Raw genomic sequence first — 17,544 nt, 5'->3', positions numbered from 1 at the left:
GGGGAGGTAGTTGGGGGCAATCGCTGTTAACAAAAGTAGGGGTAATGACTAGCTCGTTGTACAGCAAAAAGCCTGCTCTTACAGTGGAATATTGCCGTGCTTGCGCGCAGGCCACGGTACTTTCTTTGAAGTTAGAAGGCGCAGATTTTTTATCACTCGAGTTCGTGTCTCGGAGGGGAGGATGACTTCATCAATTAACCCCCGTTCGGCGGCACGATAAGGCGTGAGCATGTGTTGCTCGTATCCCATTTCCAGTTCAGCAATGAGTTCTTTCACACTCTCGGGAGTGCCAAATCTATCGGCCGCTGGGTCTGCTGCGAGAGCTGCTTCGGTGGCGGTTCGAATCTCGGCACGATGGAGGAAGCGTACTGCGCCTGAGGCGCCCATCACGGCGATCTGTGCCGTCGGCCAAGCCAGATTTACATCCGCGCCGAGCCCCTTTGATCCCATCACGCAATACGCGCCGCCATAGGCTTTGCGCATGGTGACGGTGATTTTAGGAACGGTTGCTTCTGCATACGCATAGAGCAATTTAGCGCCACGGCGCAGAATTCCCTGGTGTTCTTGATTTGAACCGGGGAGAAAGCCGGGTACGTCTACGAGAAAGACGAGTGGAATGTTGAAACAATCGCAGGTTCGGACGAATCGCGCGGCCTTCTCCGCTGCATCGATATCTAGACAGCCCGCGAATTCCATGGGCTGATTAGCGACAAACCCAACAGATTGACCGTTGAGACGGCCAAGGCCAATCACGACATTGGCTGCTCGGTTTTCCTGGATTTCCAGGAACTCCGCATCGTCGCAAAGCGCGTAGATGACTTCGTGCACGTCGTACGGCGTGGATGGGCTGTCGGGAATGAGACTGTCGAGGGTGCGATCGGTGTCGGTGATTTCGTCACTGGCATCGGAATCCCAGCTGGGCGCGGGGGAGGTTGTGTTGTTGGGGAGGTAGTCGAGCAAATCGCAGACCCAGTCGAGTCCATCCTGCTCGCTAGCGGCGGTGTAGTGGGAGTTTCCGGCGATCTCCATATGGGTGTCGGCGCCGCCGAGCTCGTGCTGGCTGATTTTTTCGCCTGTGACTGTTTCGATTACGTCAGGGCCGGTGACGAACATACGGGAGTTTTCCTCCACCATGACAACGAAGTCCGTCAGTGCTGGGGAGTAGGCATTTCCGCCCGCGCAGGCGCCAAAAATGACTGAAATCTGCGGAATGACGCCGCTGGCGCGAACGTTGTGGTGGAACGTCTGGGCAATAAAGTCCAGTGAGACTGCGCCATCTTGGATGCGGGCGCCGGCACCTTCGTACATGCCAATAAGGGGGCGGCCGGTAGTGATGGCAAGTTCCTGAATCTTGACCATCTTTTCGCCGTAGACCTCTCCGAGTGCACCACCGAAGATTGTGCCGTCCTGAGAGAAGATGCAGACCTCACGGCCGTCTATGGTTCCCCAGCCGGTGATGATTCCGTCGGTCGCGGGGCGTTTGGCTTCCATCCCAAATGCGGTAGTGCGGTGGCGGGCTAGCGCATCAAATTCGACAAAAGATCCTTCGTCCAGCAGGTAGTCAATGCGCTCGCGGGCATTCATGCGCTCAGTCAGTTTGAGCTTGTCGTAGCCCCGCGACCCCATCGGAGTCAGTGCAGCAGTGCGTCGGCGTAGAAGGTCTTCATTGAGGAAAGCGGTGGTGTGTTGCTCCGCCGCCAAACGTGAGGAAATAGTCATGTTATGGAATGTAGTGTTTGGGAAGGAAAATAGTAAAGCAGGCGAGCTGTGATGATTCTCACGCTGTAGAGCTCTTGAGAAAGGTCACGACTCAGTGAATCCGGCCATGGCGCTAGACTGCTGTGCATGACCAACCCCAGGATTGTTGCTTCCCGCAAGCCTCTTGACGCCACGCGTGTGCGCGCAGCCGCGCCGGGCTGGAATTCCATTGAGGTTGTCGAAACCACTGGTTCGACCAACGCTGATCTTCGGAAACAGGCGGCACTGGGGCAGGTGGCAGATCTCAGTGCGCTTATCGCCTCGGAGCAGACCGCAGGTCGCGGTCGACTGAGTCGTAGTTGGACGGCCCCGAAGGGTGCGTCCATTGCACTCAGCGCGCTGCTGCGCCCGGAAGGGCTCGCACCCGAGCAACTGGGTCTGTTGCCGTTAGTCGCGGGCCTCGCAGTTGTCGATGCTGTTGTGGAAGTTGCGGGTCTTGCGCCTGAACGCGTTTCCCTGAAGTGGCCGAACGATGTCCTGGTTGACGGTCGTAAGCTCTGCGGAATTCTGGTGGAGGCCGCGTCGCTGACACCGCCAATTCTCATTCCGGGAATCGGCGTCAACGTTTCCCTGCAGGAAGATGAGCTGCCGGTGCCACACGCCATTTCGCTATACCTGGCGGGAGCGGAAAACCTCGACCGCGACGACATCTCCGCTGGTGTGCTGCGTGCGCTGGGACGTCGTCAAGCGCAGTGGCGAAAGGGCGATGCGGAGCTGCTGCGGGACTACGAGGCGGTGTGCGCGACCATCGGTTCGAACGTGCGCGTGGAGTTGCCGGGGGATCGCGTGCTGGTGGGCAAGGCGGTTGGCGTGCGTGCCGACGGCGAATTGATCGTCACCGATGAAGCTGGCACAAGTCACTTTGTTGCGGCCGGTGACGTGTTCCATGTTCGTGCCACTGACGGCGGCTATGCGTCCCCGCAGGCTGATTCGGAGCGGGGGTAGTGCTGTATGACCTTTCCCGATGATGAGTTGGACACGCGCGAGGCAATTCTGCTGGACACCAATCCAACTTTTGGTCGGCTGGTGTGGCCGCTCTTGGAACTCATGGTTATCACGGGCGTCTGCTGGTTGCTGATTGGTTTTATCGACGGCCCTGCGATTGCTCCGGGAGATCTGCAAGGTGTGCGTCAGCTGCTGCTCTTCGCGTGGCTGGGGCTTATTCTCTGGCGCGTCGTTCGTCCGGTACTAAGTTGGTTGGGGGAGCGGTTCGTACTAACTGATAGGCGAATTATTCTGCGCCGTGGCATTCTGCGCCCGCAGGTGGTCTCGATTGATCTGCGTTCGGTACGTGCGGTCAATCGCAAGGGCGGCGTGCTGTATCTGCACACCCGCAGTTTCGGCCCGCCGCTGGCTGTGGAAGATATTCCCAGCTCTCGTAAGGTGGCTAAGTTGGTCTCCCGGTTGACTTAGAATTTTGGGTCATAACCTACAATCAGGGGTGTGATTGCTTCGGATACCCCTGAAAACTCCACTAATTCCACTTCTAATTCCGCTGCAGCGCTAACTGCTGCGCAGCATCCCGCGCATGCTGATGGCGTGCCGGTTGTGGCGGTGATTGGTGACGGTCAGCTGGCTCGTATGATGCAGACTGAGGCCATTGAGCTGGGACAGTCCATCCGTTTGCTCGCCGGTTCGCCGGATGCTTCCGCAGCGCAGGTGTGTGCGGACGTTATCATCGGCGACTACCACGTCTGGGAAGATGTTGAGCGCGCTGTCGCCGGTGCGCAGGCCGTGACTTTCGACCATGAGCACGTTCCCACCGAATTCCTCAACAAGCTGACCGAGATGGGCTACTCGGTTCAGCCTCAGCCGTCGGCGTTGCTGTACGCGCAGGATAAGCTGCTGATGCGCCAGCGCCTGGAGGAACTGGGCGCTCCAGTACCTGCCTACGCTGCAATTGAGTCCGCCGAGGATGCCGAAGCATTCTTCGACCGCGTTGACGGTGCCGTCTGCCTGAAGGCTCGCCGCGGCGGTTACGACGGTCACGGCGTGTGGTTCCCGAAGGACCGCGAGAATCTGCGCACGCTTGTCGACGAGCTGTTGGGCAAAGATGTGCCGCTGATGGCCGAGCGGAAGGTCGCGCTGGTTCGTGAGTTGTCGGCCATGTGTGCGCGCACGCCGTCGGGCGAGGTCAAGGCCTGGCCGGTCCTCGAGTCCGTGCAGCGTGACGGCATCTGTGTTGAGGCAATCTGCCCGGCGCCAGGGCTTGCCGACGACCTTGCGAGAGCGGCCGAAAAGCTCAGTGTGACCATCGCTTCCGAGCTGGGAGTAACCGGCGCGCTGGCAGTTGAGCTGTTCGAAACCGTCGATGCTGACGGCAATCCGGAGATTTTTGTCAACGAGTTGGCCATGCGGCCACACAACACTGGTCACTGGTCGCAGGACGGCTGTGAGACCAGCCAGTTTGAGCAGCACCTGCGTGCAGTTGCTGACATGCCACTGGGTTCCACTCGCCCGACTGCGCCGGTGACGGTAATGGTCAATACGCTCGGTGGCGATGAGGCCTCGGATGTACCTATTTCACAGCGTTTTGCTGAGGTATGGCGTCGTTTCCCATCAGCGAAGATTCACTGGTACGGGAAGGATTGGCGCCCTGGACGTAAGCTGGGGCACGTCAACCTGTGCGGCTACGACGCAAGCCCGGAAGGCATCGCGGAGACCCGGCGGGTTGCCAACCTCGCTGCTGGCTACATCGTCGATGGCGTGTGGGCAGACGGCTACACCGCATAGGTGGCTGGCGCTGTATAAGAATTAGATTGCTATCTCAAGGAGACAACATTGGCTGAAGCAAACCAGGTGGCAAGCCCGAAGTTGGCCAACGTAACCGGTCCGCTGGTCGGTCTGATTATGGGGTCGGACTCGGATTGGCCGACCATGGAGCCCGCAGCGGAGGTCTTGGCTGAGTTCGGAATTCCCTTTGAGGTAGGTGTGGTCTCTGCACACCGCACTCCGGAACGCATGATTGACTACGCAAAGTCCGCCGCTGACAAGGGGCTGCGCTGCATTATCGCTGGCGCCGGTGGTGCAGCACACCTGCCGGGCATGGTTGCGTCGGCCACTCCGCTGCCGGTTATCGGCGTGCCACGCGCGTTGGAGAACCTGGAGGGTGTCGATTCCCTGCTGTCAATCGTTCAGATGCCGGGCGGCGTTCCGGTGGCAACCGTCGGTGTGGGCGGCGCTAAGAACGCTGGCCTGCTGGCTGTGCGTATTCTCTCGGCCGGTTACCCGGAGCTCATTGTGGCGATGGAGAACTACCAGGCCAACATGCGCGATCAGGTCCTGGAAAAGGACGAGCGTCTGCGCAAGAAGCTGATGGGTGAGTAGGGCTCGCAACCAGCCCCGAACTACCCGCGCATATGAACTGCGGGGTAGTGGAACGTGTCCGGGTCGGCAGTCTCCCAGGCTTCGGCCCAGTTGTGGAAGCGAGTTCCGCTCAGCAGCTCGCCTGGCTGCAGCCAGTTGTAGAGCTCCGCGTAGGTCTCACCGACCTGCTCATTGGTGCGCCGCAGCAGGTGGGACGGCCCCAGCTCAGAGAAGCTATTCAGGCCCATCGATGCCAACAGGCTAGCTGCTTCCGCGACCGTGGCATTGTGATAGTTGGCCACACGCTGACCCTTGTCGTCGACATCCAGGGCCTTCCACAGGCTCGGATCCTGGGTAGCCACACCCACCGGGCAGGTGTTTGTATGACATAGCTGAGATTGGATACAGCCGGTGGCCATCATCATGCCGCGAGCCGAGTTCACAAAGTCAGCACCGATGCACATGCGCTTCACAATATCGAAGCCAGTAATGACCTTGCCGGACGCACCGAGCTTAATGCGATCGCGCAGACCGGCACCTACGAGCGCGTTATGGACGAGAATCAGGCCGTCGGTAAGCGGCAGGCCAACGCGGTCGGAGTATTCCAGCGGTGCAGCACCGGTGCCGCCTTCAGCGCCGTCGACGATGATGAAGTCCGGGGTGATGTTCTCTTCCAGCATGGCCTTGCACACGGCGAGGAACTCAAGCTGGGAGCCAACACACAGCTTGAAACCGACCGGCTTGCCACCGTTGAGCTCACGCATGGTGCCCATAAACCGAACAAGTTCACGCGGGGTGGAGTAGACGCGGTGGTACGGAGGGCTCATCACGCCCTTGCCAACTGGTACGTGGCGAGTAGCCGCAATCTCTTCGTTGACCTTGTGACCTGGCAGCATGCCGCCGAGTCCAGGTTTTGCGCCCTGGCTAACCTTCAGATAGGTTGCCTTGACCTGCGGAATCTTAGCCTTTTCGCGGAAGAGCTCCGGGTCGAAGTCGCCATCCTCAGTACGTGCACCGAAGTATCCGGACCCCAGCTGCCAATAGAGGTCTGCGCCATACTTCAAGTGGTAAGGGCTGATAGCGCCCTCGCCGGTGTCCTGTACGAAGTTGCCCAGCTTCGCGCCCTTATTCATTGCCATGACAGCGTTAGGGGACAGAGAGCCGAAACTCATGGCTGAGATGTTGAAGATAGACGCTGAGTACGGCTGGGCGCAGTCCGGACCGCCAATATCTACGCGCGGATCCTCGATGACGTGCTGGCTCGGCGCCATCGAGTGGCGGACGTACTCGTAGCCGGGCGCATTAATCTTTCGCTCAGTACCGAATGACTTCTTCGAGGACAGCCCCTTCGCACGCTCGTAGACCACGGTACGAGTATCGCGGTCGAACGGAGCGCCGTCGAAGTTGCGCTCGATGAAATACTGCTGCATCTCAGGGCGAATGGTCTCACCCATGTAGCGCAGATGGCCGATGACCGGGAAGTTCCGCAAGATGGAGTGCTTCTTTTGAAGCATGTCATAGATAGCCACAACATCCAGGAAGAGGATGAAGGCCATCAGAATCCACCACCATGGGCTCAGATCCCATACAGCCAGTGCGCCCAAGACGTTGATGAGGGCGAGAATCGCAAGAATATATGGTCGGGTAATCACGGTTTCCAGGTTATCGCGACTACTTAGAGCGCTTCTCGACGGGACAGCTGCGACTAAATCACACGGGCTTTTTCGGCCGTAGAAATAGCAGTGACACGCTCGCTATCACCACCGCGCACGACGACGGCAGCACCTCCACGAACCCAAGCCGACAGCACATTACGTGCCCATTTATCTGCGGTGACCTGTGAAGAATCAGGCACCAGCCAGCCGTCGGAAACGACGCGGGAACCGGTCGTGAGCTGCATCTCGTCCGCGTAATCGCCAGCAGATGAAAGCAGTTCTGCAGCCGACTTCTCCCCAATAACGGGGGTTTGGTCGGAGTCCGGGCCTGCGCCTAGATATGCGTCTGGGTGGAAACGAACTTCCGGACCAAAGTCAATGACTCCCGGTGGAATATCATCACCGCATTCCACGACACCACGGCCAAAGGGATCGTCGGTAAGCACTGCGAGGTAGGCATCTGGGAACTTCTCTTCCCACGTGCTGACGTTGCTGACAGTGGTGAATACGACCAGCGGCTCCTCATCGCTAACGGTGACGCCAGCACGCTCGCAGCCCAGGATGATGCAGGCGGACTGCCAGATCAACGGCAAGTCAATCCATACTTGGTCTCCGGCGACGAGGTCGAACTCATCGTGCAGCATGTTGGCGATCTTGCTGGCCCAGTTGTCCAGGGTTTGGGCCGATAAATCGGTACGACCGCCGGTAGTTTCGTCATAACAGGTCAAACGAGGCACGGACGGGTCGGCCTCGAGAAGTGTCTTCAGAATCTCCACGCCTCCAAGGGTAACGAGATTCTCTCCAGGCCGTCGGGAAGAGTCGCCTAACTCAATAGCAGGGTGAACAACAGGACCGTCGGCAAGCAGGCGATCGTCGTAATCACGCCACAATCGCGCGCCTGCTCAAGGTTCCGGCCGAAGCGGGAGGCGAAGGTGTAGACGTTCTGGGCTGTCGGCAGGCCGGCGATAATCACAGCTGCCAGCAGCGCATGCCCGTTGAGACCGAAGACGAAATGACCGAACAGCAGAGCGAGCGCGGGGTGGAGGAAAAGCTTCAGCATAGACGCCACCACGACGGCGCGACGAGGGGAGCGGCCGGCTTCCATAAACGGCATGCCATGCAGGCTAATACCGAAGGCCAGAAGTGCCATTGGCACTGCGGCTTGCCCCAATAGCCCCACTGGATGCGCTACGAACTGAGGTACTTCGATAGCAAACGCATTAACCGCAAGCCCCACCATCGCCGCCAGAAAGATTGGGTTCTTCAGCGGTGCCATGATGACATTGCGCGGTCGGAAATGGCCGCGGTTGGTGAGGATTTCCAGCACCGTCATGGAAGCGGGCGCATAGAAGGCAATCTGAAAGATAAGGGCTGGGACGACGGCGGTAGCGTCGTGAAGCACTGCGACTGCGATGGGCACGCCGAGATTAGCGACGTTGTTGTAACTCGTCGACATCGCGCCGACCACAGCATCGGCGCCGCGCTGTTTGAACATGGGCGCCACAAAAATCCGGTAGAACGCCGCCGTGCCAAGCGCCGACAGTGCCGCGACACCAAACGCCGAACCGAAGATGCTCGCCGAATCCGCCGTTGCGAGAGTGTGCGCGAGCATGCACGGCATCGCGATCCAGAACACGACCATGTTCAGGGTAAAAGATGCCCGCTTATCGACGATCTCACTGCGCCCAAACAACCAGCCAACAATGATCAGTACTGCGACGGAACCAAAGCCGGTGAATATTTCGGTGAGAGCGGGCATAAGTGCATATTTTAGACAATAAAAAACGGACCCAATCCAATCCCCTCGGTGGGGAAGGACTGAGTCCGTTTTACGCTGTTATCGCATGTATCGTCATGCGGCCAGCGCGTAAATAAGGCCTTTCGGCGGGTGTTCGAATGATCGGCTCCCGCCGACCAGCCATCTTTAGCGGCTGGTGAACGGCAGGAGTGCCATCTCGCGGGCGTTCTTCACAGCGGTAGCGACCTGGCGCTGCTGCTGCGGAGTCAGACCGGTGACGCGGCGGGAACGAATCTTGCCACGGTCAGAGATGAACTGGCGGAGCAGGTTAATGTCCTTGTAATCAACCTTCTCAACGCCTGCGGCCTTGAGCGGGTTCTTCTTCGGGCGGCGGGACTGCTCCATCCGCGCCTTCTTGTTAGAGTGATTGCGCTTCATTGGTGCTCCTCGACTTACCAGCTGGACTTACGGACGCCCGGGAGTTCGCCACGGTGGGCCATCTCACGAACGCGGACACGGGACAGACCGAACTTGCGGAGGTAGCCGCGCGGGCGACCATCTGCAGCGTCACGGTTGCGGACGCGAATCGGGGACGCGTCACGCGGCTGACGGTTCAGCTCGTACTGTGCGTCCATGCGCTCTTCGTCAGTGGAGTGCGGGGACTTGATGATGCGCTTCAGTTCAGCGCGACGTTCTGCATAACGAGCGACGATTTCCTTGCGCTGCTCGTTCTTGGCAATCTTGGACTTCTTAGCCATGAATTAGCGCTCCTCGCGGAATTCGACGTGCTTGCGGACAACCGGATCGTACTTCTTAATGGTGATACGGTCCGGGGTATTGCGCTTGTTCTTACGGGTCACGTAGGTGTAACCGGTGCCCGCAGTGGACTTCAGCTTGATGATTGGACGAATGTCATTACGTGCCATTTTTTAGATCTTCTCCCCACGTGCACGAATCTGAGCAACAACAGCCTCGATACCGTACTTGTCGATGGTCTTCAGACCCTTCGGGGACACATTCAGAGTGATGTGACGCCCCTCAGAGGCGAGGTAGAACTTCTTACGCTGCACGTTGGGGTTCCAACGGCGCGACGTGCGCCGGTGGGAGTGGGACACGGTCTTGCCGAAAGACGGCTTGCGTCCCGTAACCTGGCAAATCGCCGACATAGGGATTCCTTTGCTTCCTTGCCGCCCAATGCCGACATCACTGGTGCGCCACGCCGGACTATTGAATAACCGAGGAATCCACCTGGCCTTTTCCGGGGCGCTGCCCACTGACACTCGACGCTGAGCGCGTAAACGAATAACTAGACAACAGCGAGAGAACAGTTTACACACGAGTTGCGGGATAACCTAATCGCTGTTCCACTGTGGTTTTCTCGGCGCGACTCTCGCGGGTCGTCATAGAGTTCGTGCTTGTCGACGGGCGTTAGTGCAGGGCCCTTTTTTAATTTTCGGGCTCGAGCCTGTAATATTCCATCGAGTGTCACATGCCGGTTTATAGAAGTATTGACCCGGTACGTGTCATTGTAAGTCGTGTTCGTACCCAACTCAGGCACGATTCTCTCACTCTTAGCTGGGGGAAAGCGACCTGAAGTTCAATCCTGAGGGAAACGAGAATTAATGAAGAAGGACATCCATCCTGATTACCACCCGGTGGTTTTCAAGGACGCAGGCACGGGTCACTCTTTCCTTACCCGTTCCACCGCCACCTCCGACCGCACTGTCGAGTGGGAAGACGGTAACGAGTACCCGCTGATCGTCGTTGACGTCACCAGCGAGTCGCACCCGTTCTGGACCGGTGCTCAGCGTGTCATGGACACCGCTGGTCGCGTCGAGAAGTTCCAGCGCCGTTACGGTAACCGCATTCGCCGCGCGAAGAAGAACTAAGAATAGGAGGGGAATAAGAAAATGGCAGTACCAAAGCGTCGCATGTCGCGTGCTAACACCCGCGCTCGCCGTTCCCAGTGGAAGAGCAACAACGTCGCTCTCCAGGAAGTCAAGGTAAACGGCCGCGTCTACAACGTTCCTCGTCGCATCGCCAAGGCTGTTCAGCTCGGCCTGGTTGACGTCGAGAAGTTCTAACGCGCATCTTTTAGGATGCTGACAACGTTCCTCGCTGAACCGCGAAGCGCTTCGCGCGCCCAGAGTGCGTTCAGTGCGTAAGGAACAGTTGATAAAGAGCTTTTTAAACCTCACCCCATCGCTTGTACTCGGCGATGGGGTGAGGTTTTTCAGTTCTATGGCCAGGTTTTATGGGAGCACTCTCACGAAGAATCTGTGTCACATTTACACTCACCTTATATTTTCAAGGCACAATGGGCAGTATGAAGATTTTGGTAGTTGATGACGATCAAGCGGTACGCGAAGCGTTGCGGCGATCGTTGACTTTTAATGGCTACACGGTCGAGCTCGCCGAGGATGGCGCAGAGGCCTTGGAAAAGATTGCCAAGGATCGTCCGGATTTGGCTATTTTGGATGTCATGATGCCGAAGCTGGACGGCCTGGATGTTTGCCGTCGGCTGCGCAGCGAAGGCGATGATCTGCCGGTCATGATGTTGACTGCACGTGATTCGGTCTCCGAGCGCGTAGCTGGTCTTGATGCCGGCGCAGATGACTACCTGCCCAAGCCGTTCGCATTGGAAGAGCTGCTCGCTCGTGTCCGTTCGCTACTTCGTCGTTCTGCTTTGGAAGTGCCTGCGATGGAGGATGCCGCAACTCTGCAGTTTGAGGATCTCTCCTTGGACCCGGAAACTCGTGAGGTCTTCCGCGGTGAACGCCGCATTAGCCTCACTCGTACAGAATTTGCGCTGCTGGAATTGCTGATGAGCAACCCGCGGCGTGTACTCTCCCGTACCGCCATCTTGGAGGATGTCTGGGGCTATGACTTCCCGACGTCCGGCAATGCGCTGGAGGTCTACATTGGTTACCTGCGTCGTAAGACTGAGGCAGAGGGAGAGCCGCGTCTGATTCACACCGTTCGTGGTGTCGGTTATGTGATGCGGGAGACCGCACCGTGATGTTGCGCCGTCGTCGTTCGACCGGCGGTGGCGTGCAATCAAATCAGCGTTCTGCCACGGAGGTCAATCCGGGGCAAGGTACCGTCGGTAAGCAAGAGAAGTCCGCGAATACTGAGACGATGGCAGGGGAATCGCTTCCCGGCCTGCCGCGGAGCTCGCGTATCCCTTCGCTGCGTTGGCGGCTGACTATTCTGACAGCGCTCATTGTGGCGATGTCGGTGGGGCTGATGACGCTGGCTGCATTTTTTACTGTGCAGGCAGCGCTATACCGCGAGGTGGACAGTAACCTCCGTAGCCAGGCGGAAAAGCTGCTGATGTCACCGTACGCTTCGGAGTTTGCCATTGGCCCCTCCTTTGAAGCGGACTCGAACAGGATTCTGAACCCCGATTTGGACGCGGTGTACTTTGCCCACGGCAGTGTGGCGGGCAAAGGCGGTGGCTCAATCTCTATTGGTGGCCCCGAACTTGCGGTGTTGCGGGGGAATCGACAGGAATCGATTCGCACCGATGAGTACAACGGCCGTCGTGTATACGCCGTCCGCTCCGAAGACGGTGCGACGCTGATCCTTTCGCAGGATCTGAGCTCGACGCAGTCGGTCTTGAAAGCGCTCAGTGCAGTGCTGCTGAGTATCTCTGCTATCGGAATCCTCTTCGCAATCGGATCAGGTATTACGGTGGCAACAACGGGTCTGCGCCCGGTCACTCGGCTGCGCATTGCTGCGGAGCGGGTGACGGAAACCGACGAGCTGCGCCCAATCCCTGTGGAGGGCGACGATGAGCTTGCGCGCTTCACCCGCAGCTTCAATGAGATGTTGGCTGCACTTCAAGCGTCGCGCATTAAGCAGGCGGAGCTGGTTGCAGATGCTGGTCATGAGTTGAAGACTCCGCTGACGTCGTTACGCACAAATATTGAACTGCTGATGATGGCCTCCCGTTCGGGAGCGGCAATCTCGGATGAGGATCGCGCGGATCTGGAAGCTGACGTCATCGCACAGCTGGAAGAGTTGTCGACGTTGGTCGGTGACTTGGTTGATCTGGCACGCGAAGATGGCCCGCAACAGGTTATTGAGCATGTCGATGTCGACGAAATCATTTCCACGTCGCTGGCGCGTGTTGAGCGTCGTCGTCCGGATATTACCTTCGATGTGCAGACAGCTCCGTGGTATGTCTACGGGGATTCGGCGGGTCTTGGTCGCGCAGTTTTGAACTTAATGGACAATGCTGCAAAGTGGTCACCAGAAAATGGCACCGTGCGGGTTCGTCTAACGCCGCTCAGCGAGGTTGTCGCTGAATTCACGGTGGCGGACTCGGGGCCAGGTATCCCGAAGGAAGATCGAGACAAGGTCTTCGAGCGTTTCTACCGTTCCATTCAGTCGCGGTCGATGCCTGGATCCGGCCTGGGCTTGGCCATTGTGAAGTCGGTCATCGTCCGCCACGGGGGCACGATTACTGCCGATGAGTCCGATGATGGCGGTGCCTTGATGCGAGTGACTCTGCCGGGCAGTCCGCACAGCGGAAAAGGTGACGACTCCGATTCAGCTCAAGAGCCTAGCTAGAAACGCATAACCCCACGTCAAAGCTGATGTAATCCCCGCTGCGCGCGGCCTTTTAAGGAAGTGTGTGGCGGGGATTCGGTGTTTCATTCGGGGAATTATCGGCGAGACCGCAGACTGCTCTCAGCCAATTGTTAGACAGACAGTGCAAGGTATTACGTATGAGCAACTCTTTCAACGATTCCTCGCGGGGAGATGAGCGGGGACACTACTCCTCGCAATCTCACAACTTCAGCGAGAACCGTGCCATGGGGGATGCTGGTGAGACAAACCAGTTTTCTGTCAATGAGCGCGGCTGGGAGAATTCCCACTACAACACCATCCCGTCTCAGCCGAACGGCGCTTACGGAGGCGGTTCAGAGTGGGACGTTGCGGCCAATCAGCAGAAGACCAAGGGTGCCCAGGGGGCTAAGGGCATGGGGGCGCTGGCAGTCGCTGCCCTGATGCTGTGCTCGGCCGGTATCGGTGGCGGTGTCGGCGCATGGGTAGTTCACAACTCGCAGTCGTCGGCCCCCGCGGACAACGCGCTGGATAAGCCTGCGGAAACCCGTCAGGTAGCAGCAGCTGAGGGGTCCGTGGAGAAGGTCGCGCAGAAGGTCCTTCCCAGTGTCGTCTCCATCACCACTGCCTCGGAGCGGGGCACGGCGTCGGGGTCAGGCTCCATTCTGTCGTCCGACGGTCTGGTGCTGACGAATAATCACGTCGTTGCAGGCGCGGGTCCGGACGCACATATGGAAGTCCTGCTTTCCGACGGCACCACGCACCCGGCAACTCTGGTTGCAGGGGATGCGGCTACGGATATTGCCGTTATTCGAATTGAAGGTGTTAACGGGCTGCGACCAATCTCGCTGGGCAACTCCTCGCAGGTTCAGGTTGGCCAGGAAGTGGTGGCCGTTGGTTCGCCACTGGGACTGACCTCCCCTGTTACGCAGGGCATTGTCTCCGCTAAGAACCGTCCGGTGACCGCCGCTGGTGAAGACGGTCAGTCCTCGGTCATTGATGCAATCCAGACCGATGCGGCGATTAATCCGGGTAACTCCGGCGGAGCGCTAGTGGACATGGAAGGCAACCTCATCGGTGTGCCCAGCGTGATTGCCTCTAACAGTGAGGCATCGGAACAGGCGGGCAGCATTGGCCTTGGTTTCGCAATTCCGGTTAATCAGGCTCGTCGCATAGCGGAAGACCTGATCGATTCCGGCAAGGCGCGGATGCCTGTCATTGGCGCCCAGATTGATTCGCGTCCGATTGCACGTGGTGCACTGGTGCGAGAGGTAACGCCAGGTGGCCCAGCTGATAAAGCGGGGCTGAAAGATGGTGACCTGATTACCAAGGTTGATGACCGCACACTTGACAACGGCGTTGCACTAATTGCGGCTATTCGGTCGCATCGGATCGGGGATTCTGTCACACTTACAGTTACAGATGAGCGAGGCGGCAACGAGCGAACGGTCGATGTCACCTTGGCAGAAGCCCAGGATTGATAGGCAGCGTGGTGGAGTGAGTACCTCACCATCTGTAGAAGAGTTTTCGAGTGAAACTTCGAGTGAAAAGCTGTGGGAGAAAGCGAGATAGAGCAGATGAGTGAAACCGTGAGTACTGAGCCAAGTGACGTCAACCTCGCTGAGATGGAGCGTCTTATCAACGACGACGGCCAGGTCCGAAATGCGTTCGTTGTCCTCGTGGGCGACCATTTCGAGAACCCGGATGGTGCGGCTTCGCTCATGGTTGAGCTGTTGGAAGAAGACGGCTACTCGGTCGATGCCGTGGTCAGCACGGGTGCAGTGAAGCGTGAGATCCGGAAGGCTCTAGATACCGCTGTTGTCGGTGGCGCCGATTTGGTCGTCACGGTGGGCGGTGTTGGAGTTGGTCCTCGTGCGAAGACTCCGGATGCCACTCGCAAGGTTCTCGATGTGCGGCTGCAGGGCATCGAGCAGGCTATTCGTAACTCCGGTATGGGAGCTGGCGCCTTGGATGCGGGGCTGTCCCGCGGTTTGGCCGGTGTGTCCGGTCAGACAGTGATTGTCAATCTCGCGGAGTCTCGCGCAGCAGTGCGCGATGGCATGGCGACAATTCTCCCGCTGGTCTCACATGTGCTTGATGACCTCTGCCGCTGGAGCGTCTAGGAATGGGCGACGCCAAACATCCCAATCAGCCCGAGCAAGAGCAAGAGCAAGCCGCGCCGCGCAGTGGCAGCCGTAGGCAGCGTCGCCGCGCAGGTGCACCGGCGAAAAACTTTGCCCAGTCGCGCAGTGCGAAAACTGCGCGCACAGTGCACTACCACGATGAATCCCCGGAGGATGCTCGTGATTTTGATGCGGACTACTGGACAAAACAGCGCCCACCCCATTGGGGATGAGCGCTGTGTAAAAAGCGTTAGTTAGCTTCTTATCGGAAGCTCGCAACTAGCAGCTAGAGGCTAGTTCAGCTCCGTCTTCGGCTTGCCGTTCTGCTCTGCCAGCAGGTCACGAATCTCAGTCAGCAGGTCAGCCTCGGTGACCTCCGGTTCAGCGGAGGTCTCCAGACGAGCCTCACGCATCGCGTTGAACTTGTTCATCGGAGCAACGATGACGAAGTAGACAACCGCTGCGACCAGCAGGAAGTTGATGACTGCGGTGATGACAGCTGCGAAGTCAAGGTAGGTCGACGGGTTGCCGCTGATGATTTCGAAGCCAAGGCCAGTGACCTCTGCGCCACCGATGGTGTTCAGCAGCGGCTCGAGCAGGCTGTCGGTGAAAGCAGTGACGATTGCGGTGAACGCAGCACCGATGACAACACCGACCGCCAGGTCGATGACGTTGCCGCGCATGATGAACTCTTTAAAGCCCTTAAGCATAGGAAATTTCCTTCTGTAGAAACGGAACAAACCAAACGAGACCTGTGAGTCATCGTGTTGCTCATGGCAGGCCCATACGATTTTGAGAAACGGGGCAGTGCGATATCAGGCAGTGCCACTCTTCTTCGCTCTAATCGTAGTTTTGAATTGCCTGGCCATTGTATCCCCGCACTAAGTTGTGGGACAAGTCAACTTTCTGCGAAAAACACTGTTCAGGACCATAAAATCTTTGAACCAGTGAGATTTTGGTCACTAACCCGCGAGTAACAGTGTGAGCGGAGATGCTAGCGATGTCGCAGCCACCACCTCCGCGGCGCCGGTGGGCAGAGCGACCAAGACCACCTCATCGTCGACGATGTTGACCACCCTTGCCCCGTGTGCAAGCGGCGCCGCCACCCCGCGCTCATCCGCTGTCGACACAATATCCACGCTGTCACCAGTGCGAAGAGCGGACACAATGCCCGCATCAGTCAACGTGATGGCAATAATTTTGCTTTCCGACGTCCCCGTCAGCGACTTGGCAAGTGACGGGCCGACCATTCGCTGCTCTGTAATTATCTCTCTCGGTGACATGCCGGTGGCCAGGGTGCGTCCCCGCACAGAGGCGATGTCCGTTACGGCTCCACCGGGAACGAGCTCCCGGGGAATGTCCTTGAAAGCCACATCTTGTTCTGCCACCGATGCGCCAGCGGCAATGGATTTGGCGCTAACCACTACCCGAATATGGCCGCTGCGGGGTGTCAATGACTCCACCGCCGCCAGGCCGACTGCGCATAGGAAAACAGTGAGGGCAACCATCCGCCGAATAGTTGTGGGGCGGAGCTTTCGGAATGGACGCGGAAACCGGGACGAATATTTTGGGCTCATATTAAGTTAGGCGCGAAAATCCCGGAATCGGTTCCATTAAATCTGTGAAATCCCCGCTGGCGTGATCACATAATCGGCAGGAATGTCGTGCTCATCGTAGGCAAGCTCCGTGCGCAATTCGGTGTCGAAAACAGCAACAGCGATGACCACAGTTCTCGCTCCATCCGTATCGTCGCCGCGTCGAGCGAAAACCAAGCTGCGATCGTAGTAACCAGCGCCACGCCCTAACCGCATCCCGGTTGCGAGGTCGGCCGCAACTGCCGGCAGGATAATGGCTTCGGCAACTCCTAGCTCAGCTGGGCCAGCAGAGTCTTCCACCGAAACAGGTTCTAAGAGTCCAAATCGGCCCTTGTGGAAGCTGCCGTTGTAGTAACCCCAGTGCAGCGGTTGTGGTGGACCGGGCGGGCAGACGGGAAGCAGAATTCGTGCTCCGGGAACCGCGTTGGCCAGAGCTTCCACAAAGCCCTGGCCGGGCTCACCACCAGTCGAACTAGAAACGCTTGCGCCGGGTTCGTCGCCAGCGGGGACATAGGCGGCAATGATGGGTTTTGCGAGGTCGCCGACGGTATTGGATAACCATTCTTGCAACCGCTGTACCAGTGCTTCGTCGTCAAGCATGCGCTCACGCTGCCCCTTGGCGGCGCGTGCGGCGAGTACCTCGTGCCGTGTGCGGGCTTTGAAATCAGACGTGGTTTCGGGAAGCGGAGCCATACCTGCAAACCTACTCTGTCAGGTAGGGGAGCGACCTCTGTCGTCAGCGCAGGAGAAAATTTCTGATTAATGCGTTGAAAAAGCGGGGTCAGCCTCCGAGCAAA

The 17,544-nt window shown here is 58.3% G+C and carries 21 protein-coding genes; 10 read left to right on the top strand and 11 right to left on the bottom strand.

Going from position 1 to position 17,544, the window contains the following annotated elements; translation table 11 throughout:
- Positions 1 to 78: 78 nt before the first annotated feature.
- Positions 79 to 1,719 (bottom strand): acyl-CoA carboxylase subunit beta, encoded by a 1,641-nt coding sequence (locus HMPREF3135_RS01655; RefSeq protein ID WP_049171320.1) that lies wholly within the window; start codon positions 1,717 to 1,719, stop codon positions 79 to 81.
- Positions 1,720 to 1,845: 126 nt separating this feature from the next.
- Here HMPREF3135_RS01655 and HMPREF3135_RS01650 point away from each other — a divergent pair, with 126 nt between their 5' ends.
- The 4 genes from HMPREF3135_RS01650 to purE all read left to right on the top strand — a co-directional run bounded on the left by HMPREF3135_RS01650 (position 1,846) and on the right by purE (position 5,085).
- A complete protein-coding gene (locus HMPREF3135_RS01650; RefSeq protein ID WP_049171316.1) occupies positions 1,846 to 2,703 on the top strand; it encodes a biotin--[acetyl-CoA-carboxylase] ligase in 858 nt (285 codons plus the stop codon).
- A gap of 6 nt (positions 2,704 to 2,709) precedes the next feature.
- Positions 2,710 to 3,171, top strand: coding sequence for a YdbT family protein (locus tag HMPREF3135_RS01645; RefSeq protein ID WP_049171313.1), 462 nt, complete (start codon positions 2,710 to 2,712; stop codon positions 3,169 to 3,171).
- 30 nt (positions 3,172 to 3,201) lie between these two features.
- Complete coding sequence (locus tag HMPREF3135_RS01640; protein ID WP_080969567.1) at positions 3,202 to 4,491, top strand: 5-(carboxyamino)imidazole ribonucleotide synthase; 1,290 nt, start codon at positions 3,202 to 3,204, stop codon at positions 4,489 to 4,491.
- A 117-nt stretch (positions 4,492 to 4,608) separates the two neighbouring features.
- On the top strand, positions 4,609 to 5,085 hold the full coding sequence (purE, locus tag HMPREF3135_RS01635; protein ID WP_049171375.1) for a 5-(carboxyamino)imidazole ribonucleotide mutase: 477 nt from the start codon (positions 4,609 to 4,611) through the stop codon (positions 5,083 to 5,085).
- 20 nt (positions 5,086 to 5,105) lie between these two features.
- On the opposite strand, the gene HMPREF3135_RS01630 is transcribed toward purE, so the two are convergent.
- The 7 genes from HMPREF3135_RS01630 to rpmB form a co-directional block, all read right to left on the bottom strand.
- The gene (locus HMPREF3135_RS01630) at positions 5,106 to 6,716 is read right to left on the bottom strand and encodes an FMN-binding glutamate synthase family protein (protein ID WP_048733621.1); all 1,611 of its coding nucleotides are present in this window, start codon (positions 6,714 to 6,716) and stop codon (positions 5,106 to 5,108) included.
- 53 nt (positions 6,717 to 6,769) lie between these two features.
- The gene (locus tag HMPREF3135_RS01625) at positions 6,770 to 7,495 is read right to left on the bottom strand and encodes a TIGR03089 family protein (RefSeq protein WP_016423276.1); all 726 of its coding nucleotides are present in this window, start codon (positions 7,493 to 7,495) and stop codon (positions 6,770 to 6,772) included.
- 47 nt (positions 7,496 to 7,542) lie between these two features.
- Positions 7,543 to 8,478, bottom strand: coding sequence for an AEC family transporter (locus HMPREF3135_RS01620; RefSeq protein WP_049171304.1), 936 nt, complete (start codon positions 8,476 to 8,478; stop codon positions 7,543 to 7,545).
- A gap of 165 nt (positions 8,479 to 8,643) precedes the next feature.
- Positions 8,644 to 8,895 carry a 30S ribosomal protein S18 gene (gene rpsR, locus HMPREF3135_RS01615; protein ID WP_005511410.1) on the bottom strand — a complete coding sequence of 84 codons (252 nt, stop codon included), beginning with the start codon at positions 8,893 to 8,895 and terminating at the stop codon, positions 8,644 to 8,646.
- 14 nt (positions 8,896 to 8,909) lie between these two features.
- On the bottom strand, positions 8,910 to 9,215 hold the full coding sequence (gene rpsN, locus HMPREF3135_RS01610; protein ID WP_005511414.1) for a 30S ribosomal protein S14: 306 nt from the start codon (positions 9,213 to 9,215) through the stop codon (positions 8,910 to 8,912).
- Between the two features lie 3 nt (positions 9,216 to 9,218).
- Positions 9,219 to 9,383, bottom strand: coding sequence for a 50S ribosomal protein L33 (rpmG, locus tag HMPREF3135_RS01605; RefSeq protein WP_005511413.1), 165 nt, complete (start codon positions 9,381 to 9,383; stop codon positions 9,219 to 9,221).
- A gap of 3 nt (positions 9,384 to 9,386) precedes the next feature.
- On the bottom strand, positions 9,387 to 9,623 hold the full coding sequence (rpmB, locus tag HMPREF3135_RS01600; protein ID WP_016423274.1) for a 50S ribosomal protein L28: 237 nt from the start codon (positions 9,621 to 9,623) through the stop codon (positions 9,387 to 9,389).
- Positions 9,624 to 10,079: 456 nt separating this feature from the next.
- On the opposite strand from rpmB, the gene HMPREF3135_RS01595 reads away from it, so the two are divergent.
- From HMPREF3135_RS01595 to HMPREF3135_RS01570, 6 genes are all read left to right on the top strand, one after another.
- Positions 10,080 to 10,346: a type B 50S ribosomal protein L31 gene (locus HMPREF3135_RS01595; protein ID WP_005511390.1), complete on the top strand. Its 267-nt coding sequence runs from the start codon at positions 10,080 to 10,082 to the stop codon at positions 10,344 to 10,346.
- Positions 10,347 to 10,367: 21 nt separating this feature from the next.
- Positions 10,368 to 10,541 carry a 50S ribosomal protein L32 gene (gene rpmF, locus HMPREF3135_RS01590; RefSeq protein WP_005511439.1) on the top strand — a complete coding sequence of 58 codons (174 nt, stop codon included), beginning with the start codon at positions 10,368 to 10,370 and terminating at the stop codon, positions 10,539 to 10,541.
- Positions 10,542 to 10,783: 242 nt separating this feature from the next.
- Positions 10,784 to 11,476, top strand: a complete 693-nt coding sequence (locus tag HMPREF3135_RS01585; RefSeq protein ID WP_005511429.1) for a response regulator transcription factor — start codon at positions 10,784 to 10,786, stop codon at positions 11,474 to 11,476.
- Positions 11,476 to 13,032 carry a sensor histidine kinase gene (locus HMPREF3135_RS01580; RefSeq protein WP_049189711.1) on the top strand — a complete coding sequence of 519 codons (1,557 nt, stop codon included), beginning with the start codon at positions 11,476 to 11,478 and terminating at the stop codon, positions 13,030 to 13,032. Before HMPREF3135_RS01585 ends, HMPREF3135_RS01580 begins: the two co-directional genes overlap by 1 nt.
- A gap of 158 nt (positions 13,033 to 13,190) precedes the next feature.
- A complete protein-coding gene (locus tag HMPREF3135_RS01575; RefSeq protein WP_070437562.1) occupies positions 13,191 to 14,510 on the top strand; it encodes a S1C family serine protease in 1,320 nt (439 codons plus the stop codon).
- A 144-nt stretch (positions 14,511 to 14,654) separates the two neighbouring features.
- Positions 14,655 to 15,152, top strand: coding sequence for a MogA/MoaB family molybdenum cofactor biosynthesis protein (locus HMPREF3135_RS01570; protein WP_224433575.1), 498 nt, complete (start codon positions 14,655 to 14,657; stop codon positions 15,150 to 15,152).
- A gap of 293 nt (positions 15,153 to 15,445) precedes the next feature.
- Here HMPREF3135_RS01570 and mscL read toward each other — a convergent pair whose 3' ends face one another.
- The 3 genes from mscL to HMPREF3135_RS01550 all read right to left on the bottom strand — a co-directional run bounded on the left by mscL (position 15,446) and on the right by HMPREF3135_RS01550 (position 17,440).
- Positions 15,446 to 15,862 carry a large-conductance mechanosensitive channel protein MscL gene (gene mscL / locus HMPREF3135_RS01560; protein WP_016423268.1) on the bottom strand — a complete coding sequence of 139 codons (417 nt, stop codon included), beginning with the start codon at positions 15,860 to 15,862 and terminating at the stop codon, positions 15,446 to 15,448.
- Positions 15,863 to 16,114: 252 nt separating this feature from the next.
- On the bottom strand, positions 16,115 to 16,660 hold the full coding sequence (locus HMPREF3135_RS01555; RefSeq protein WP_224433571.1) for an SAF domain-containing protein: 546 nt from the start codon (positions 16,658 to 16,660) through the stop codon (positions 16,115 to 16,117).
- 105 nt (positions 16,661 to 16,765) lie between these two features.
- On the bottom strand, positions 16,766 to 17,440 hold the full coding sequence (locus tag HMPREF3135_RS01550; RefSeq protein WP_016423266.1) for a 5-formyltetrahydrofolate cyclo-ligase: 675 nt from the start codon (positions 17,438 to 17,440) through the stop codon (positions 16,766 to 16,768).
- Positions 17,441 to 17,544 lie beyond the last annotated feature (104 nt).

This window comes from Corynebacterium sp. HMSC14H10 (assembly GCF_001807105.1).
Lineage (GTDB): Bacteria > Actinomycetota > Actinomycetes > Mycobacteriales > Mycobacteriaceae > Corynebacterium > Corynebacterium jeikeium_D.
The sequence above is the reverse complement of the archived record's forward strand: the minus strand, read 5'-3'. Positions and strand labels throughout refer to the sequence as shown.